Below are 18,024 nucleotides of genomic sequence, written 5' to 3'. Positions count from 1 at the left end.
CGCCCGGACCGCTGGGTAGACCGTCAGAACCGGCGCTTGATCGTGACCGCCCAGGTCCGCGGCTCGGCCGGGGTGCCCTGGATCGAGTTGGTCGAACCGCGGTTGTCGAACAGGTCGGTATAGTAGAGCTTGTCGGTCAGGTTGCGGACTTCGAGTGCCAGCTCCCACTCGCGTTCGGGCGTCGCATAGGTCAGGCGGGCATTGACCAGGGTGTAACCCGGCACCTGGCCGAAGATGTCCTTGCCGCCGCTAGCTGCATCGACGTTGTTGGCGTTGCGGTTGAAACTGTCGATATGCGAGACATCGACGCGCGGGGTCAGCGTGCCGAGCGACCCCAGCGGCAGGTCATACTGCGCCGAAATGCTCCACTGCCAGGGCGAGATGTACTGGCCCTTGTCTTCGGTGCCGATCCCCGAATTGGCCGCGGCTGCGCTGATCGAATCGTAGTGGAAGTTGAGGTAGGCCAGCGAACCGTCGATCGACAGCCCCGGCACCGGACGCCACGACAGTTCGGTCTCGAACCCCTTGATCGTCGCGTCGCCGGCGTTGAGCGGCAGCGAGCACGGCGCGGCCGGAGCCCCGGTCAGCGGGCAGCTCGCCACGGTCACCAGAATGTCGTTGTACTTGTTGATGAAGGCTGAAGTGTTGAACCGCAGGGTGCGGTCCAGCAGATCGGTCTTCAGGCCAATTTCGTACGCCTTGAGCGATTCCGGGTTATGCGGCAGCGCCTGCTGCGGGAAGAACGGACGCGGATTGATGCCGCCGCCGCGGAAGCCGGTGGAGAACTGGCCATAGAACATCGCCTCGGGTGAAATGCGGTACTGTGCACCGACGCGGTAGTCGACGCGGTCGCCCGAGAACTTGCCGACCAGGCCGTTGAGCGGCGCGAGCGATGCCGGAACCACCCCGCCGGACGAGGAGCCCGGCACGCCGAACCGCCCATAGGTAAAGGTCTTGGACTGATCGGTGTAGCGGATCCCGCCAAGAATGGTGAAATTCTCGGCCGGATTGACTTCAAGGTTGGCAAAGGCGGCCTTGTTGGTCGCGGGGATGGTGTCATCCTCGTTGAAAGCCAGCGTCGTCAGCGTGATGCGCGCGGCATAGCGGCTGCGCTTGTGGAAATAGTATCCGCCGACCGTCAGGTTGGCCATTTCACCCAGCTTGGCCGAAAGGCGGACTTCCTGGCTGAACTGGTGGTTGTAGACCCGGTTGGCCTGCATCGTCGGAGTGAACGGCGAACCGTCGCCCGAGGAATAGTTGCCGTCGAATTCGCGGTAGGCCGTGATCGAGGTCAGCTTCAGCGCGTCGGACAGATCGACATTCAGTGTGCCCGAAATGCCCCAGGTGTTGAGCGCGCTTTTGAGCGGAGCGCTCCATGGCGCCGAACCGTCGCGCGGGGCAATGTCGATGTAGTTTTCATAGCTGGTGAAGGGGCTGTTGCTGAAAGTGTCCTGCGCATAGGCGCCATAGGGCGAATAGCTGATGTAAGGCGATCCGGTGGCGGTGCCATAGACGTTGCCGGCCAGCAGATAGGCCGCCGCAGTCGGCGTGGCGACGCCGGTCAGCGTCGATCCCGGGTTGGCCGCCCGGCCGACATAGAGCAGCGTCGAAGGCGCAACTTCGCTGTTGTCGCGGGTGACATCGACCGCAATGTCGAGCGTGGCGCGCGACGAGGGGATCCAGCGCAACGCCATGCGGCCCGCGACGTATTCCTTGCCCCCTTCGGTGCCGAGCTTGCAATCGTTGCCAGTGGCGGAGCCGGGGATGGTGCTGCTGGGATGGGTGCAGCGATAATCATAGCGGGTTACGTAGCCGTCTTTGCGCACTCCGGCACCGGTCAGACGCACGAACAACTGGTCAGGAACCAGCGTGAAATTGGTCCCGCCGCGCAACTCGACCCGGTTGTACGAGCCGTAGGTGGCCGAAAGGTAGGCGTCGGGGCTGGCGCTGGGCTTTTTCGAATAGAGCTTGATCGCGCCGCCGATCGAGTTCTGACCTGCCAACGTACCTTGCGGCCCGCGCAGGATTTCCACCCGATCAAGGTCAACCAGGTTAAGCAGCGAGCCGTGCATGGTCGGCAAATAGACGTCGTCGATATAGAGACCGACGCCCGGTTCGAGCCCGAAATTGGTATCACGCTGTCCGACACCGCGGATGTAGGCGACGACCGAAGGGCCGAAAGTTGCCGCGCTTTGGCGCAAGGTGACGTTCGGGGCGTTGTTACCGACATCGGCGAGCGAGGTCTGGCCGCGGCGCTCCAGCGTTTCGCCGGTCACGGCGGTGATCGCCAGCGGTACGTCCTGCAGCTTCTGGCTGCGGAACTGCGCGGTCACGACGATTTCCTGCTTCTCCGCGCTCTTGGCGTCAGACTCTTCGGCATTTTGCGCAAAAGCGGGCGTCGCCACCAGCATCGCGCCGGCGACGGCCAGCATGGACGTTTGGGCGGCCAGGGTATGGCTGAATTTCGACATCGTTCACTCCCCCATCTGGCCCGAGTCCGGCACAGCCCGGGTCCACCGGAAAGAGACGTGTTGACTTGTCAACTGTCAAGCCGGTTCCGTGTGGCGAAAATCAAAATTCCATATGGCGGAAATTGACCGAAGCCCGATTTCTACGCTGGTGAGACAGCGGCAAGCCCGGAAAGGTGGCGTCCAGCAGCGCAGACGGCGTCGACCAAATCGTCCTCAAGGTGATTGCGATAACGGCTCGACGGCATGGTCACCCCGACGCAGCCGAGCACTTCGCCTTCGGGGCCAAAGACCGGTGCGGCGATCCCGGCGATCTCCATCTGCGGTTCGTAATAACGCGAGAAACCCTGTTCGCGGATCGCATCAAGCTCCTCGAGCAGGTCGTCGCGCGGCATCCGGGGGCGCCCGGTTAGCGGCCCGACCGAGGGATCGCGCAGGACCAACTCGATCTCGCCGGGGGGCAGGAAAGCCAGCACGGCCCGGCCGAGCGAACCCCAGACCAGGCCGATCTCCATCCCGTTCTCGATCGCGAAACGCAAGGGATGCGGGGTGCAGACTGATTCGGCAATCACCACGCGCCGCTCGATCGGGCTATAGGTGCACAGCACGGCAGTCTCATGCCAGTTGCCGACCAGTTCGGCGAGCAGCGGCTGGGCTGCGCGCACCAAATCGAAACGTTGCAGCAGCCGCGAGGCGATGCGCTGCAATTCCCGTCCGATCCGGTAGGACTGGCTGCCGCTTCGCTCGACCAACCCGAACTCGATCAGCGCCTGCAGATTGCGGTGGACCGTGCTTTGCGGCAGCCCCGCCCGCGCCGCGAGATCGCCCAGCGCGAACCGCGGTGGACCATCGCCGATCAGCTTGAGCAGGAAGGCCAGCCGGCGCGCCGCGCCGTTCGGCGGATTGGTCAAGGCAGTCTCCCACATGATTTCAGTTGATCTATCAACATAAGCTGCAATTGTAACCTCGGTAGAACGGAGAGGAACACCAATGGGCGGCCACGCCGACATGTTGCGACGCTACATCGCCGAATTCAATCGCGGTGACAGTGCCGGTTACGCCGCTTGTTATGCACCGGACGTGGTGCTGACCAATGGCGGCGGGCGCGAACTGCGCGGTCGCGACGCAATCGTGGCCTTTTACACCGCTTTTCGCGAGCAAGCCGACCGGACAATGGAACTGCGCGGAGTGGCGGAAGGCGAGCATGCGCTGGCTGCTGCGCTCTGCTCTCGGTTCGTCGCCCGGGTCGACGGGGTCGAACTGGGGGGCGCGACGCTGAACGCCGGGGATGTGTTCGAACTGCAATCGATGGCGCTCTACGAACTGGCTGACGGCCTGTTCCGCAGCATCCGCGCCACCACAATCGAAAGCCGGGTAATCCGGCAGGGAGACATGCAATGAACGTCCGTTACGCCACCTCTGCTGACAACGGCGGGACCGCACGCACCGCCTGGCTGATGACCGTGCTGTTCCTGGCATCCTTGCTCAACTTTGCTGACCGCGCGGTGTTTTCGGTGCTGGCCCAGACGATCAAGGTCGATCTCAGGCTCAGCGACCTTGAGCTTGGTCTGCTGCAAGGACTGCTGTTTGCTCTGTTCTATGGGCTGGCCGGGCTGCCGGTGGGGATGCTGGCAGAGCGGGTGCGGCGCACGTCCCTCATCGCGGCAGCAACCGCGTTCTGGTCGCTGGCAACCGCGGCAACCGGTCTCGCCACCGGGTTCGTTCAACTCGCCGCAGCGCGCCTCGCCGTCGGGTTCGGCGAGGCAGGGTTCACTCCGGCGGCAGCCTCGCTGGTTGCCGACGTCACCCCGCCGCGGCGGCGCAGTTCGATGATCGCGCTGGTCCAGCTTGGCAGCCCAGCCGGTGCATTTCTGGGCGCAACGATCGCCGGGGCGATCGCGGCCGCGAGTTCGTGGCGGACGTCGTTCATCGTCTTTGCCGTACCCGGGATTGTCGTGGCAGCTCTGCTCCACTGGCTGGTTGCAGAACCGTTGCGCGGGCAGCAGGACGGTGCGGCGGCGCAGACGCAGCAGGCGCCTTCGCTCGCCGAATTCTTTGCCACCCTGCGCGCCTCGCCGACGCTGTGCTGGGTGATCGCCGGGGGCAGCCTTGCGGGGTTTGGGATGACCTCGATCTCGCAGTTCCTCGCGGTGTTCCTGGCCCGGACCTATTCCCTGAAGGTTGGTGAGGCGGCGGCGCTGTTTGGGACCATTTCAGGCATTGCGCTCAGCATCGGCCTGCTGGCCGGCAGCTTCGGCACCGACCGGCTGAGCGCCCGCGATCCGCGCTGGCCGGCCTGGGGCGCAGCGATTGGCCTGTCGCTGGCGCCGCCGCTCTACTGGATCGCCTTTTCCGCGCCGGCTCTGCCAGTGGCGACGGGCGTGCTGCTGGCGGCCGGGGCGATGCTTCTGGTGTTCTATGGCCCGACCTCAGGCCTGATCCAGAACCTGCTTCCCACGAGGATGCGCGCCACCGGGATCGCATTGTTCACACTGCTCTACACCCTGATCGGCTCCGGTCTGGGCCCGGTTTTCGTAGGCGGGCTCAGCGATCACTTCGCGGCGCGGGCCTATGCCGGCAATTTTCACCTCGATTGCCCCAAAGGGCTGCCAGCACCGGGTGCCGGTGCCGACGTGATCGAAGCCTGCCGGTCTGCTTCTGCCGGCGGCCTGCAAGTCGCCATGTCAGCCGCAGTCGGGGTGCTGTTCCTTGCTGCGCTATGCTTCCTCCGTGCTTCGCGCGGACTGAAAGCGCGCGCGGATCAGACCAGCGCGTAATAGCGGAACAGCGTGCGGTCGGGATCGCTTCGCCGTTCCCCCCCGCCGACGATGACCGTGCGCGACAGCCAGTCATGCGGCCCTTCCGGCACGCGAAAGTAGGGTGTAAGTTTGAAATAGGCCGGCTGGGCCGCGCCAGCCTCCGGCCGGACGAGGTAACCGCGGTTGTGGATGTAAATCGGGGTGCCGTCGTCTGCCTGGAGCAGATAGTGGGCCTCCAGTTCAATGGTCCCATCCGGGCGTACTCGGGCATAGTCTGCCCCGGTTTGCGGCATGACGGTGCCATTGAGCCGCGGCCCGCTGATCGTGCCGCCGGTCGCCGGGGTGTAACCCTGGCTGTGGCCGCCGGGCAAAGGACCGAAGATCATTCGATCCGCCCCGAACAAAACCTCGATGTCGAAAACGTGTTCAAGCCGGCAATCGGCAGCAGTCAGATCCAACATCACAGTCACTCCCTGGCGACGATTGGCAGGCGTAGCAGCGAATCCTGCTCGCCGCCCATGTGCAACACGTGGGTACCGGCGTTTCGGGTCTGCTCGTGTAGCGCGAAGGGTAGCATTGCCCCTTCTTCCTTCGGGTAGATGTCGTGGCCAGCGACCACCAATCGCAGGCTTTCTCCGGCGCGGAACAGGGTTGAAGAGGGCCAGATCTCGATCTCGACCGGGACCCGCTCGCCCGGTTGGAGCACCTGTTCGACATCGTGGCTATGCCAGGGCCGATCAGGCCGCGACCGTTCCTGATCGAGCGCGCGGTGACTCGCTCGGAGCCAGCCGAGGGCGACCGGACCGTTCTCGAAGAAGGCATAGAAGGTGAACCCGACCGGTTGCCCGGCGTTGTCCAGTTTCTGCAAGGCCACGAACAGGTCCATGTCGCTGGCGCCCTCGGCCTCAACCCACAGCCGCAGGCTGGCATGGCCGGTGATCTCTGTATCCTGGTCGAAGCGATAGTCGAAGGTGGCCTGGCCGGTGCAGGCGTCATAGCGCACCACGCCTTCGGTCGGGGCAGCCCGCGCAAGCTGACCGTCAGTGGTCAAGTGAAATGAGGTCAGTGTGGCCGATTCGAGCGGAAACGCCGTCTCGGCACGTTCCTGTGCGGCGCCATGCTGCTCTCGCACTTCGATCCGCACCGGCGGCCAGGCGGCGAGGGCAGTGGGCCGATCGAACAGGTAGTGCTCGAAGAAAGCACGCTGGCGTTCGCGGCTTTCGGGGCGGTAATAGTGCGCCCATTTCTTCTGGCCGTGCACCTCCAGCCACTTGTCCTTGCTTGCCATCCTCCGCCAGGCCTCGATCGTGCCGCGCAGGTGCAGCCCTTGGTCGGACCAGCTCGCCACCACATAGGCCGGCTGGACGATCCCTTCGAGATCAAGTTCCTTCGAGCGCCAGAACCCGTCCATCAGAGGATGCGCCAGCGCATTGGCCCAGGTGTCTTCGGTGCGATTCAGCGAAAAGCGAATATTGTCAGAGGCACGAGGGAGGAAATTGGTTTCGAGGATGCCTCCGTGATAGGCAAATTCCCGGTACCAGTCTGAAAAGCCCTCCCATGGATTAAGCGCGGCCAGCGCTGGCGGGCGCAGCGGCGCGACGAGGTACTGGATGCAGGCGAGATAGGACACACCGGTCATCCCGATCCGGCCATTGCACCACGGCCGCCCCGCCAGCCATTCGATCGCGTCGGCGCAGTCTTCTGCCTCCTGTCGGCCGTTGTGGTGAAAGTCTCCGCCTGACAGCCAGGCACCGCGCGGATCTACTACCGCGACGCCGACGCCGTGCTGCGCCCAGAAAACCGGATCGGGTGCTTCAAAGGCGGTCAGGTCGGACAACCAGGCAGGATCAACTCCCGAACGCGGCCAGAACACCTGGTTGGTCAGCGCATGCTTACCATAGGGCCCCCATGCTAGCAGCAGCGGTGCGGCGCTCGCCCCTTCGGGGCGATAGAGATCGGCAAAGATTTCGGTGCCATCGCGAAGTGGAATCACGCAATTGCGCTCGATCACCAGTCCGCGCTCACGGCGCAGATCGTAGTGGGGCGGCGGCAACGTAGGCTTGTGGCTGGCGCTGTAGGGATCGACCCCGGGCCGCGTCAGGGGCAGATCCGTGTCCACCTAGCGCACCACGAAATAGTGGATCCGGTTCGCTCCCGGAATCTTCTCTGCCACCCCGATGAAGACATGCCGGGCCATCCAGGCATGGGGGCCTTCGGGCGCGTCGAAGCGCGGGGTCACGCGCATATAGTAGCTGTCATGCGATACCGGCTGGTTCTGCCGCATCAACTCGGCGATTTCATCGCTCCTGGCCCAGCGATAGCCGCGGTTCTCGAGATAGATGATCGCTCCGTCATCGGCCTCGAGCACATAGCGCGCGTCGAAGTCGATTACCCCGTTGGGCCGACTCAGCGGAAAGTCTCCGCCCGACATGGGTATCACCCGGCCATTGAGCAGCGGTCCTTCGATCGAGCCTTCGGCGGCATAGATCGCGGCCCTCATGTCACCGCGTGCCGGTGGTGTTACCCAGTAAGGCTTGCTGAGGTTGATCGAGATCGTGAAGGCGAACTCAAGCTGCGGGGTAAAAGGATGCGCTGCGGTCATAACCGGAGATCAGCGCTACCATTGTTGATTTGTCAACTTGAAATTGACCTTGTCAGGCGGCCGCACTAAGCGCGATCCCATCATGGCACTGCCGCCAACCTGGACCCTGTTTGGTGACGATCACCTGCCACACCGGCTGCAATTGCTGGCTAAGATGATTGACCGCGAATCCGCCAGGCAGTTGCAAGCGCAATCGGGTCTGAGCCTGGCGGAATGGAGAGTGCTAGCGTTCGTCGGAACTACTGGCCAAACTACTGCCGCCGATATTTGCGCCGCATTCGAAGTCGACCGGGCCGAAGTAAGTCGCGCGATAGCCAAGCTTGGCGATGACGGGCTGATCGTACGCCAGCCCGACGACCGCAACCGCAAACGCCTGATCCTTCGACTGACCGAGCCGGGTATTGCGCTGTTTCGGAGCACGCGCGACGAGAGGGTTTTATACTTCCGGCAAATCACGGCTAGCCTCTCTTCATCCGAGCGAACGTTGTTGGAAGATTTGATCGGCAAGGTCGCATTGTCGGTTGATTCAAACAGATAAACATAGACGCGGGTCCATTTGATCTTGGTTGAATGCAGCCAGCGGACAGTTGACCAAGCATCGCACACTCCGATGTCCTTCCTAACGCGTCACCGTTCCTCGCTAATTTGCTCCGGGCTCTCTAGCCAGAGCAAGCTGATTGCATGCCAAAGACCTGCGGAAGGCGACGCGGCTCGCCAATCACAACACAATTGCCTATTCAACCACGTGAACGAATGGCAAACTTGAGTATACCCTCGCGAGCGATCGCACGTCTGCTATCGCCAACAAAGCCGCCACTGCACTTGATAGATTACCCTCTCGATACCCGCCTTCGATTCATGTCGTGAGATTGCAGTTTGACGCACTGCTGAAAGTTATGTGCCTGGCTGATAAGCAGTAGGAGCCGACTTTGTGTCATTGGCGCTTTGCGCTCCAATCTAGAACCGTAGCCGAGCTCAGACTACACATGTTGCAGGTGCTTTAGGGGGCGATCACACCGATTTCAGCGAGATGCCAGCGCAAGCCGCTGAGCAACTGGGTGCGCCGCACGACCAGCATCTCGCGGGCATTGTCTAGCATCAGCAAGGCCTTGTTGGCGATCGAACGCACCCTGACGAAGCGCAGCCTCGGGCGGCCAAGCGTCTCGTGGATCGCGGCGACATTGTTCTTGTCGTTCTTCTGACGCTTGACGAACGGCTTAACATAGGCCGGCGGCATCACCTTCACATCGTCCCCCAGCGCCATCAGCTCGCGGCCCCAGTGGTGGGCGCTGCCGCATGATTCCATGCCGACGATGCAGGGTGGCAAGAAAGCGGAGAACGCCAGCAACTCGGGGCGGCGCAGCGCTTTGGCGACAACAACAGTGCCGCTCGCATCGGCGCAACGAAGCTGAAAGACGTGCTTGGCCAGATCAAGGCCAACACAGGTGCCAGCCGACAAATCGGCGACTAACTTACTCATGTGGATGGCCCTCCTATGGTGGTCCTTTGTCGAACATACCGTGGAGATCGGATCACTCCGAATCAAACCCGCAACAGAGCGCCGTCCACACCATCACTTCAATTGGTAGGCTTCTAGGAGGGCAGTCGGTTCAGCGCCCCAACGCGGTGGCCACAGCCTCGCCCAGCACTTTGTCCATGCCTTTCGTCAGATCGGCCTTGTAAGCGACAGTATCGCGCAAGGTCGCGCCGAAATTGAGGTGCTGGGTGCCGCCCAGCGAGGCACGGAGTTTCTGGCCGCCAGTCTCACCAGCGTTCGTCACGGTATAGTACTGGTCGCCAATCAGCATCGGCTTTTTCAGCGCCACCACCAGATCGCCATCCTTGGCTGCCCACGATTTCGGGACATTCCGGGTCTTGTTGACGCTGGTCGGCAGGCGGAACGACAGTCTGGTCTTTTGCGCGACGATCCGCACGGTTGAATCCGCACTGGCGCTGTAATTGACGACCGCGCCTCCGACGCCGCCGGCCCAGCCTTCCTGATTGACTCCTGCCGAAACCTTGGCGAAATCGACATAGAGCCAGGCCTTGACCACGACTGCGTCCAGCGCCTTGGCCAGATCGATCTCAAACCCAGGAACATAATAAATCTTGCTGGATGGAAAGCCCTTGATCACGTTGCAGCATCGGCCCCCTTCGAACAGCGAATGGGAATAGGGGGTCAGGCCGCGCGCACTGACCACTCTGGCCGCAGCGTAAACGTCGTCACCAATCGAATTCTTGTTGTATGCGGCCTCGGAAATATTGACGATGTTGTAGTCTTCCAGGTTCTTGAGGCCGGCCGCGGCCAGAATGCTGGCATAGGCGGGCTGCGTAGACAGGGTGGATTCGTCCAGCACCTCAAGCCCTTTGGCCTTGAAATCGGCCTTGAGACTGGCCAGCCCGGCATCGGCAATGTCCTGCATCAAGGTCGTATCCGGCGCTTGCCAAGCCATCTTGGCGGCAACGTCTTTGGTGTTGCCGCCAAACAATGTCAGATTGCCGACCTTGGTGCCATTGTCATTGCGGACCATGCTATCAAGTTGAAACACCACCACAAAGTCGCTGATGACAACGCGCTTGCTGCTGCCCAACAGTGCCGAACTGCCCTCATCGAAGGCATAGTCCGGACCTGCCGCGGCCGGCAGGGCCGGGGCCTCTTTCGCCCAGGCCTGCCCCGCGATCAGCAGGAGACCCGCGGCGGCCACCCCGGTTAACAGGCGCCGGCGCGTGCGACCCGGCCGGTGCTGCTGATCCGTGGTCATAAGGCCTGTCTCTCCCTGGCTGATGCGTGGTGCATCACGTCTGTTGTTATGATCGGGTTCGGAATGGTCGTGCGATCGATCACTTGCGGGGGGCAGGATACCCAGCCGCAGCGGACTGGCATTGGAATATCGCGACACCCCAAGCGCGGCGCTCGCTCGCTCGGCTCGCTCCGCAGCTGACCGCGACCACCCGCATTCGCCACTTCGCCAGTGCACCGCTGCTCGAGGATGAGTCTCAGCGCTCGCAGGCCACCACCTTGGTCAATCTCGGCGGCTACTGGGAAATGGTGAGGGTAAGGTTTGGCGTCGACGTGCTTAACCTGTTTGATGCCAAGGACCCCGACATTACCTATTGGTACGCGTCGCGGCTGCCGGGCGAACCGGTCGAGGGCGTCGAGGATCGGCACACCCACCCGGTCGAGCCGAGGCAAGTGCGGGTCAGCCTCAGGTACGCATTGTAAATGGTCAAAACCGCAACCGCGCCCCAACCTGGACTGAACGTGGCGCTCCCGGCGCTTGGAATGTCGAAGACAGCAAGGGCCGCTCACCATCGATAACCGGGGCCGCGAAAGGGCGTGCGACAAAGTTGCCTTTGGCATCAAATGCGGTCGGCCCCAGCTGAGCTGCGGTGCTGTAATTTTTGTCGAACAAGTTCCGCACGCTGGCGAACAGAGTGACCGCGCTCGCGGGCCTGACCGCGACCCCAAGGTTGAACAGCGCATAGCCATCGGTCTTGCCGGCACCGAGGAAATAGACCCCGTCTGCCTGGTGCAGGTTGTTCTCGTTGCCTCGCGCATAGACGCCGGATGCTGCGGTCATGTCGAAACCAAACCTGACTTGCGGGATGGGGCTCCACTCAGCCGCAACCTTGAACAGGTGGCGCGGGATCAGCGGGATGCGATCACCCGGCGCAATGGCAATACTGCCGTCAAAGCCCGGCGCGACGGCAGAATTGGCTGAGTTGGCAGAGCCGCCTACCACTTCCGGCGAGCGATAGGTCGCATCGAGGAAGGTGTAACTTGCGGTGAGTGAAAGAGTGCCGAACTTGGCCGATCCTTCGACCTCGAAGCCTTGCCGCCGAGTCTTGCCGAAGTTGCGGAAATACCCGAATCCCGAGGGATCGTCGGTGACGAACAGAATATCATCGCTGGTATCTGTACGGAACGCACTTGCGCCAAGCGACCAGATCTCTCCGCGCAGCGCAAAGCGTGCCTCAAACGTCCGTGCAACGACTAACGTGAGCGGCGGATCGCCCGCGAGTGCGTTGGGCAAGCGGCAAGGACTGGCAGGGTCCGAACAGCCCAGTTCGATAGCCGAAGGCGCGCGCGAGGCCTGCGACCAGGACAGCGTCAGATCAGCCCCCTTGGCAGGCTGCCAGGTCAGCGCCGCCGAAGGGTTGAAGTGATCGTAGACCGGGTCGCTATCGAGCGACCCTGTGCCGCCACCGGGTGTTATCCGGTCGCGATTGTGGATCGAGGTGCGATCATAGCGCCCGCCGAGATCCAGCCGCAGGGTCTGCGCAAGCTGCGCACTTTCGAGCGCGTAGATGCCAAGGCTTGCGGTGCGGCTGTGCAAATCGACCCGCGCATCGAACGCGCCTTCGGAATTCTGGGTGCCATCGGCAAAAGCGCCAGGCCCACCGACCGCGAAAACGGTCCGATCAGGCTGCAAGTAGCCGAACTGCGTGCTCTGCCTAAAGTCGGCATGGGCGTTCACGTAAGAAATGCCCAGCGTCAGGCTCTGCTCGATCCCTGCCAGGGGTTCGCGCACCACCAGTTCGCCGCCAAAACCCCATTCGCTCTGGGTCGTGAGCGAGCGGTTGGCAAGGCCGTTGCACTTCTCGTTAGGTTCTTCGTTGAGCAAGGCATTGGCGATGCAACGCCATTTGGGAAATGGCGTATTGGACTGGCTCTCGCCCGACAACGCAAACCCTGTGTAACCAGCGCCGGTCAGCGCGTTCCGCTCAGCGAGGTTGGGCTGATAGAGGCTCTGGCCCAAGGAATCGTCGTTGACATCGCCATTGTAAGTCGCCGCGCGGGCGCGCCGCCAAAAGACGTTGCCGGTGAAGCTGACCTTGTCTGACAAAGCATGGCTGCCTTTGAGATTGATCAGCCAGGCTCGGCTGCGGGTATTGTCGGGCGCGGTGTAAATGCTCGACCGGTCGGCAGCGAGCAGGCGCATCTCCTGAAGGCCGTTGCCGTTCAGGTCGGTGTCGGCGAACATGCCCGACAGCGACACCTGGCTTTGCGCATCGCTCCAGCCCAGCTTGCCGAAGGCACGCGTTGCACGCGATGGCGAGAAGTCGCGCCAACCGTCCTCGCGAAAGTGGTCGGCGGTCACGAACCAGTCGAGGCCATTGTCGGCATGGCCACCCCACTGGGCATTGGCGGTGAGACGATTGAACGAGCCGTAGCTGGTTTCAAGCCCTATGCCTGGATCGCTCTTGCCGTCTTTGGTTCGCACCGCTAGCGCCCCGCCGAGTGAATTGCGCCCAAACTGGGGCGCGGTGCCAGATACGAGGTCGATGCGGGCTATGGCCGAAGTCGGAATCAGGTCCCAGTTGACCACTTCGCCGAAGGGCTGGTTGATCCGCACCCCATCTAGATAGACAGACAGCCCCTGCGGCGTTCCGAGCAGCGGCGAGGCGGTGAAGCCGCGATAGTTGATGTCCGGCTGCAGCGGATTGCCCTGCATTTCGTTGATACTAACCCCTGGCGTGGTGCGGGCAAGTTGATCCGCGACGCTCACTGCGCCCGAGGCCTCAAGCGCCTTGCTGTCAGCGGCCTTGTTCCCTTCGTCGCCAAGCGGGCTTGCAATGACCACGATCTCGCGCTGATCGGCATCCCCGGCCCAGGCCGCACCAGGCAGTACGGTCAAGGCGGCGGAACCCAGCAGAAATACGCGCAATGCAGTCACGAAAATGTCCCTCTTGAACAAATGTCGGGAGGGTTCCGTAGCAGGCTCGTGGCCGATGATCCTGAGAACAGCCTCAGGTTGGAGGCAAATCCGCCGCTTGCCTCAAGCCAAGAGCAAAGCCTTGCCCGCGCAGCGCAAGCACCCGGAGCCGTGGAGCGCTGGTTCCAAGGCGGCGGCGCAGCGCGCTAGCGCAGACATCGAGCGCATTGTCGGTAATGTCGGTATCGCCGCCCCAAATGTTCTCGATCAGGGTTAGGCGTTGCACAACTTCGCCCCCGGCTCTTGCAAGCGCCAACAGGAGCGCAAAGCCGCGCGGGTCGAGATCGATGACTTGCCCATCCCAGGTGGCGTCCTGCGTTGCGGGGTCGAGCCGTAGCGCAGCGAACCGCACCGGGTCGGGCTTGCGGTCCCGGTCCCGGCGCAACAGCACATCGACCCGCGCCGCCAGCTCCTCGAACGCGAAAGGCTTGGCGAGGTAGTCATCAGCTCCGGCTGCGAATCCGTCGAGTCGATCGTCGAGCGAGCCGCGCGCGGTCAGCATCAACACCGGGACGCCAATTTCCATTGCTCTGATTGCCGCGCAGAGGTCGAGGCCATCGGCGTCGGGCAGCCCCAGGTCGAGAATCACAAGGTTGATGGCACCAGCAGCAACCAGTCCCGTGACTTCGCGCCCGCTGCGCTCCCAGCGCACGCTGAGGCCGCGTGCCGCGAGGCCCTGGCTGACGAACCGCCCGATCCCGACATCATCTTCTACTAGCAGCACGGTCATGCTGCTGCGCCCTGCGGTAGCGTGATGGTAATACAGCAGCCCCCTTCGCGGCGGTTGGCGGCGGAAATTGTGCCACCGTGCTGTTCGATAACCCAGCGTGCCAGCGCCAGGCCAAGCCCGTTGCCGCCGCGTTGGCGACCCGGTTCGGATTGGTAATAGGCATCGAAGATGCGCGGGAGATCATCGGGCACGATGCCGGGACCATAGTCGGATACCGTGATCACGGCTTCTTCGCCCCCGATCGCAAGTCCAATGACGAGTTCGCCGCCCATCGCCGAGAACTTGAGGCCATTGTCGATGACCGTAAGCAGCGCCTGACGAAGCCACCGAGCATCACCAAGCAGGCGGATCGACCCATCCGGACCGCTCCGCACAATGACGACTTCAACCGAGTGCGCGAAGGCCTCTGCCTCGGCGACCGCTTCGCTGACGATCTGCCCAAGCTCGAGGGCCTTGCGCTCAAGCTGCAGCCTGCCATCGTCTGCACTGGCAAGGCCCAGCAGTTCGTCGATGCGGTGGCCAAGATAGGCAGCGTTAGCGCGTATATGCGACATCGATTGGCGCAGGTCTTGCGCGGAAGCCTTTGGGGCCAACAGTGCAACTTCAGCCTCACCCTGCATCGCTGTGACAGGTGTGCGCAATTCGTGGCTGGCTTTCGCGAAAAACAGGCGGCGCGACCGGTCCACCTCTTCTAACTGGACGGTGCGGGCCTGAACCATCGATTCAAGCGAACGGTTCCGGCGCGCCAACAGCCAGGCAGCGCTCAGGGCGCAAAGAAATGCCGTTGCTGCCAGGGCGACCGCGAGTGTTAAGGTTCGAGTACGCAACCGCTCCAGCTCACGGCGAGAGGCAGCAACTTCGTCTGCCTCCTGGCGCGCTATTTGCGCGGTCAACGCGCGAAGGGCAGGGGCGTCCGCCGCTAAATGCGACAGCTTGTCCAACTGCTCTGCCTGAGCAACTTCTCGGCTCTGCTGTTGTACAAGCAAGAGTTGCTTAGGGAGGAGCGCTGTCTCTTCTTTGATCAATGCCCGGTAGTTTGCCAAGGCATCGTCCAGCGATTGGCGCCTGACATGCGCCTGGGTCAACTCCGCGAGAACGCCTACCGCCATCGCCTGCCGCTCGGACAGCATCTCCAGCCGATACTGGCGATCTGCGAGGCGCAGGCTGATAGTGAAGGCAACAATCAGGCTACCGAGCGCAACGACCAAACCGGCAAGAAGGGCCGAGGATGCCCACAATTGCCAATGCTTGACCGAGAGTGAGTTCATGGGCCGATTGAATACCGGGCAATTGGGCCCAAGCAACCTCGTTCGACTAGGTAGGACCGATCTAGGGAGCCACCCATAGCTAGGCAGGAAGGTTGGGTGATTGGCGGGCGGCTTGTAGGTCGTCAGTTTGTTAGGGCAGACCACCCCAGAATGGTCAACATCGCCGCTTTTCGGAATCTGACCGACTGACGTCCGATTTTGTTCGCCCCAGCCGCTCGAAGGCTAATTTGGGAGTAGCAGAAAAGTCCCAGTGTCGGGCTTCTAGGCCGGTGGACGGAGGGCCGCCTTCAAGATGCTTCGATGGCACGCGGAACAATTGCTATGTCAACGTTTCCGGCCAATCCCTGCGGCAAAGATCTTGGCACCGCGATGGCGCTAGAACAAGCTGCCGATGTTCGCCGCCGAGAAGCGACCATTGCATGTCTCACCAGTCTCAAACACTGAACGCTTGGCTAGGACGAGGTCCACAGTTCCTTGATCCTGCAGTTGTGGCAGTCCGGATGGTTCGGTTAGAGCATTGCAGATCGCTCAAACTCCCGACGGGATCAGCGAAAGTTTGGTCTGGCGTCCATCAATGAAGCGCACGTTTTTGCCGTCGAAGAATGCGTTTTCTTCAGCTCGAAAATCGACCCGCTGGCCACCCCATTCGGGCACATTGGAGTATGATGTCAGTTCGATCGACCAAGCGGTATCTGGACCGATCAGCCTGTTGCCGCGCGGGTCCGCGTTCTGGTTATCCCAGAAGCCAATCGAAGGCCCCGCACCATGACCATGCAGACCGATCGGATGCGAATAAATTGCCGGATCGAGACCGAATGACTGAGCTTCTGCCCGTGCCAAGGCCAATACCTCGTTGCCGCTGCGACCGACGGCGAATTGCCGCGTGAGGATATCCTGGACCCGGTTGCTGTTTGCCAGCCCCTGCCGCAGCCCCATCGGCGCATCGCGCTCACCCGGCCTTAGAACATATGCGAGGTGCTGCGTGTCGGTGTTCAGCCGCAGGTACGTGATCCCAAAATCGGTCCAAACCAGATCTCCGGGCCGGATGACTTCGGCCCCTTCAAGCATTCCCTTTACGCCTCGGCGCTGGATTCCCACCGAAGGATGGAACCAGGCATGGAGACCAAGCTGAAGCAGTCGGTCGCGGTACCACCATTGCACTTGCTCGGCTGTCGTCACGCCCGGCTTGATGACTGCTGCAGAAAAGGCCTCTCCGATCACGGCGTGAGCGGTCCGTACGATGGAAGGGTACAGTTCCATTTCGGCCGGAGTGCGGGTTTCCAGCCAGCGGATCGCTAGCCCTTCACCGCTGACAATCCGCTGGTGAAGCTTCTGCGGCAAGGCAGCCAGGAACCCGCCATTCTGGCTGACCGTCATACCGTCAGCGAACGGGTAAAGATTGGATGTATTGACCGCAATTCTGGACGGGTTGCGCGCGGCAATCAGTTTGGCAACCGCTTGCCATTGATCTGGCTGCTTTGCCGGGTCCCAAGCGGGAGCGAATAGGCCGCCGAGGCCATATCGGCTGACCGTGAGCCGCTCGATCGGCCTGTCGCCGCCCGGGTCGTGGAAAATCAGGATTGTCCGGCGCCTTGCGTGCATATTCTCGGCGTCAAGCATCGAGGCAACCACCGGCTCTTCAAAATACTCGCGCGCCACGAGCAGCCACAGATCGATCCCTTCCGCGCGCATGATTGCAGGGATGACCGTATCGAGACGCGCCGCCAGGATGCGATTCTCGGTTTCCGCCCGCTCGCGCGCCGTCAGGATCGGCGGCAAAGCAGGTGCTTGCTCTTCTGTCTCACTCATCATGATCGAGGCCGACACGGTTGCACTTGGCTGCGCGAAACAGGCGGCAGCCAACATTGCTTGAAATAGGCTGCGCTTGTTCATTTCGTCCTCATTCGCTGATGTGCTCCCCTGATTGTAAACGGTCAGAGGCAGAGTCTCGCACCTTCATGATGGTTGTTTGATGGGATGGCAATGTACCTGGGGCTGATCCCAGACCGGTTGGTTGGCAAGCGCGGCGGGGGTCGTCTCGACCAATTTCTAATGAGGTATGACCGTGTTGAAATCCTGCAGTTCATCGCGCATCCGGCCATGTAGGCTCACGATGAAGGACTTTTCTAACCTTCCACTGACGCAGAGCTCCTGATCGCAGCGCTGACAGCGTCAATTTGGCACGGTCAAGCCGTACAGCGCTTTGAGGTTCCACCCACCGGGCCCGAAAACAACGAAACCGAAATGTCTGGGCTTCGGTTTGGTCGCTTTCGACCCGCGGCCAACCATGGCGGGGGAAGGCGCAATCGCATTAACAATCAAGGAGGACAACTCAGGGAGGGCTGGTCTGCTCGTCGAGATCCAACGCAACGCTATGTGGATCCTACCCCGCTCTGAGCACCGCGGCTGATCGGGTCAAATCGGAGATCTCTAGACTTCAGGATGGCGGCCAACCGGCGATGGCACCGCTAAAGCGCGGT

General features: G+C 62.2%; 15 protein-coding genes. 4 read left to right on the top strand and 11 right to left on the bottom strand.

Annotated features, from left to right (window positions below):
• Positions 1 to 23: 23 nt before the first annotated feature.
• A complete protein-coding gene (locus tag MNBBLIKP_RS00380) occupies positions 24 to 2,471 on the bottom strand; it encodes a TonB-dependent receptor (RefSeq protein WP_088306539.1) in 2,448 nt (815 codons plus the stop codon).
• 140 nt (positions 2,472 to 2,611) lie between these two features.
• Complete coding sequence (locus MNBBLIKP_RS00375; protein ID WP_176399583.1) at positions 2,612 to 3,379, bottom strand: IclR family transcriptional regulator; 768 nt, start codon at positions 3,377 to 3,379, stop codon at positions 2,612 to 2,614.
• A gap of 79 nt (positions 3,380 to 3,458) precedes the next feature.
• On the opposite strand from MNBBLIKP_RS00375, the gene MNBBLIKP_RS00370 reads away from it, so the two are divergent.
• Complete coding sequence (locus MNBBLIKP_RS00370; RefSeq protein ID WP_088306632.1) at positions 3,459 to 3,869, top strand: nuclear transport factor 2 family protein; 411 nt, start codon at positions 3,459 to 3,461, stop codon at positions 3,867 to 3,869.
• Positions 3,866 to 5,245: an MFS transporter gene (locus MNBBLIKP_RS00365; RefSeq protein WP_088306537.1), complete on the top strand. Its 1,380-nt coding sequence runs from the start codon at positions 3,866 to 3,868 to the stop codon at positions 5,243 to 5,245. The genes MNBBLIKP_RS00370 and MNBBLIKP_RS00365 overlap by 4 nt, the downstream gene beginning before the upstream one ends.
• On the opposite strand, the gene MNBBLIKP_RS00360 is transcribed toward MNBBLIKP_RS00365, so the two are convergent.
• Genes MNBBLIKP_RS00360 through MNBBLIKP_RS00350 form a run of 3 tightly spaced genes read right to left on the bottom strand, consistent with a single transcriptional unit; the run spans position 5,230 to position 7,829 of the window.
• On the bottom strand, positions 5,230 to 5,688 hold the full coding sequence (locus tag MNBBLIKP_RS00360) for a DUF3237 domain-containing protein (RefSeq protein WP_088306536.1): 459 nt from the start codon (positions 5,686 to 5,688) through the stop codon (positions 5,230 to 5,232). The genes MNBBLIKP_RS00365 and MNBBLIKP_RS00360 overlap by 16 nt on opposite strands.
• A gap of 5 nt (positions 5,689 to 5,693) precedes the next feature.
• The gene (locus MNBBLIKP_RS00355; RefSeq protein WP_088306535.1) at positions 5,694 to 7,346 is read right to left on the bottom strand and encodes a CocE/NonD family hydrolase; all 1,653 of its coding nucleotides are present in this window, start codon (positions 7,344 to 7,346) and stop codon (positions 5,694 to 5,696) included.
• Positions 7,347 to 7,829: a DUF3237 family protein gene (locus tag MNBBLIKP_RS00350; protein ID WP_088306534.1), complete on the bottom strand. Its 483-nt coding sequence runs from the start codon at positions 7,827 to 7,829 to the stop codon at positions 7,347 to 7,349.
• Positions 7,830 to 7,911: 82 nt separating this feature from the next.
• Here MNBBLIKP_RS00350 and MNBBLIKP_RS00345 point away from each other — a divergent pair, with 82 nt between their 5' ends.
• Entirely contained in the window at positions 7,912 to 8,367 is a 456-nt protein-coding gene (locus MNBBLIKP_RS00345; RefSeq protein WP_140420477.1) for a MarR family winged helix-turn-helix transcriptional regulator, read from the top strand.
• A 462-nt stretch (positions 8,368 to 8,829) separates the two neighbouring features.
• Here MNBBLIKP_RS00345 and MNBBLIKP_RS00340 read toward each other — a convergent pair whose 3' ends face one another.
• Positions 8,830 to 9,309 carry an IS110 family transposase gene (locus tag MNBBLIKP_RS00340; RefSeq protein WP_088306532.1) on the bottom strand — a complete coding sequence of 160 codons (480 nt, stop codon included), beginning with the start codon at positions 9,307 to 9,309 and terminating at the stop codon, positions 8,830 to 8,832.
• A 130-nt stretch (positions 9,310 to 9,439) separates the two neighbouring features.
• Positions 9,440 to 10,591 (bottom strand): hypothetical protein, encoded by a 1,152-nt coding sequence (locus MNBBLIKP_RS00335; RefSeq protein ID WP_088306531.1) that lies wholly within the window; start codon positions 10,589 to 10,591, stop codon positions 9,440 to 9,442.
• A 29-nt stretch (positions 10,592 to 10,620) separates the two neighbouring features.
• Here MNBBLIKP_RS00335 and MNBBLIKP_RS00330 point away from each other — a divergent pair, with 29 nt between their 5' ends.
• On the top strand, positions 10,621 to 11,052 hold the full coding sequence (locus MNBBLIKP_RS00330; protein WP_176399582.1) for a TonB-dependent receptor: 432 nt from the start codon (positions 10,621 to 10,623) through the stop codon (positions 11,050 to 11,052).
• A gap of 4 nt (positions 11,053 to 11,056) precedes the next feature.
• On the opposite strand, the gene MNBBLIKP_RS00325 is transcribed toward MNBBLIKP_RS00330, so the two are convergent.
• From MNBBLIKP_RS00325 to MNBBLIKP_RS00310, 4 genes are all read right to left on the bottom strand, one after another.
• Entirely contained in the window at positions 11,057 to 13,507 is a 2,451-nt protein-coding gene (locus MNBBLIKP_RS00325) for a TonB-dependent receptor (protein WP_254912859.1), read from the bottom strand.
• A 73-nt stretch (positions 13,508 to 13,580) separates the two neighbouring features.
• On the bottom strand, positions 13,581 to 14,276 hold the full coding sequence (locus MNBBLIKP_RS00320) for a response regulator transcription factor (RefSeq protein WP_088306530.1): 696 nt from the start codon (positions 14,274 to 14,276) through the stop codon (positions 13,581 to 13,583).
• Complete coding sequence (locus MNBBLIKP_RS00315; RefSeq protein ID WP_088306529.1) at positions 14,273 to 15,544, bottom strand: sensor histidine kinase; 1,272 nt, start codon at positions 15,542 to 15,544, stop codon at positions 14,273 to 14,275. Before MNBBLIKP_RS00315 ends, MNBBLIKP_RS00320 begins: the two co-directional genes overlap by 4 nt.
• A 528-nt stretch (positions 15,545 to 16,072) precedes the next feature.
• Positions 16,073 to 17,437, bottom strand: a complete 1,365-nt coding sequence (locus tag MNBBLIKP_RS00310) for a M24 family metallopeptidase (protein WP_254912858.1) — start codon at positions 17,435 to 17,437, stop codon at positions 16,073 to 16,075.
• Between the last annotated feature and the right edge of the window lie 587 nt (positions 17,438 to 18,024).

Origin of the sequence: Novosphingobium sp. B 225 (assembly GCF_002198665.1) — a bacterium.
Classification (GTDB): domain Bacteria; phylum Pseudomonadota; class Alphaproteobacteria; order Sphingomonadales; family Sphingomonadaceae; genus Novosphingobium.
The sequence above is the reverse complement of the archived record's forward strand: the minus strand, read 5'-3'. Positions and strand labels throughout refer to the sequence as shown.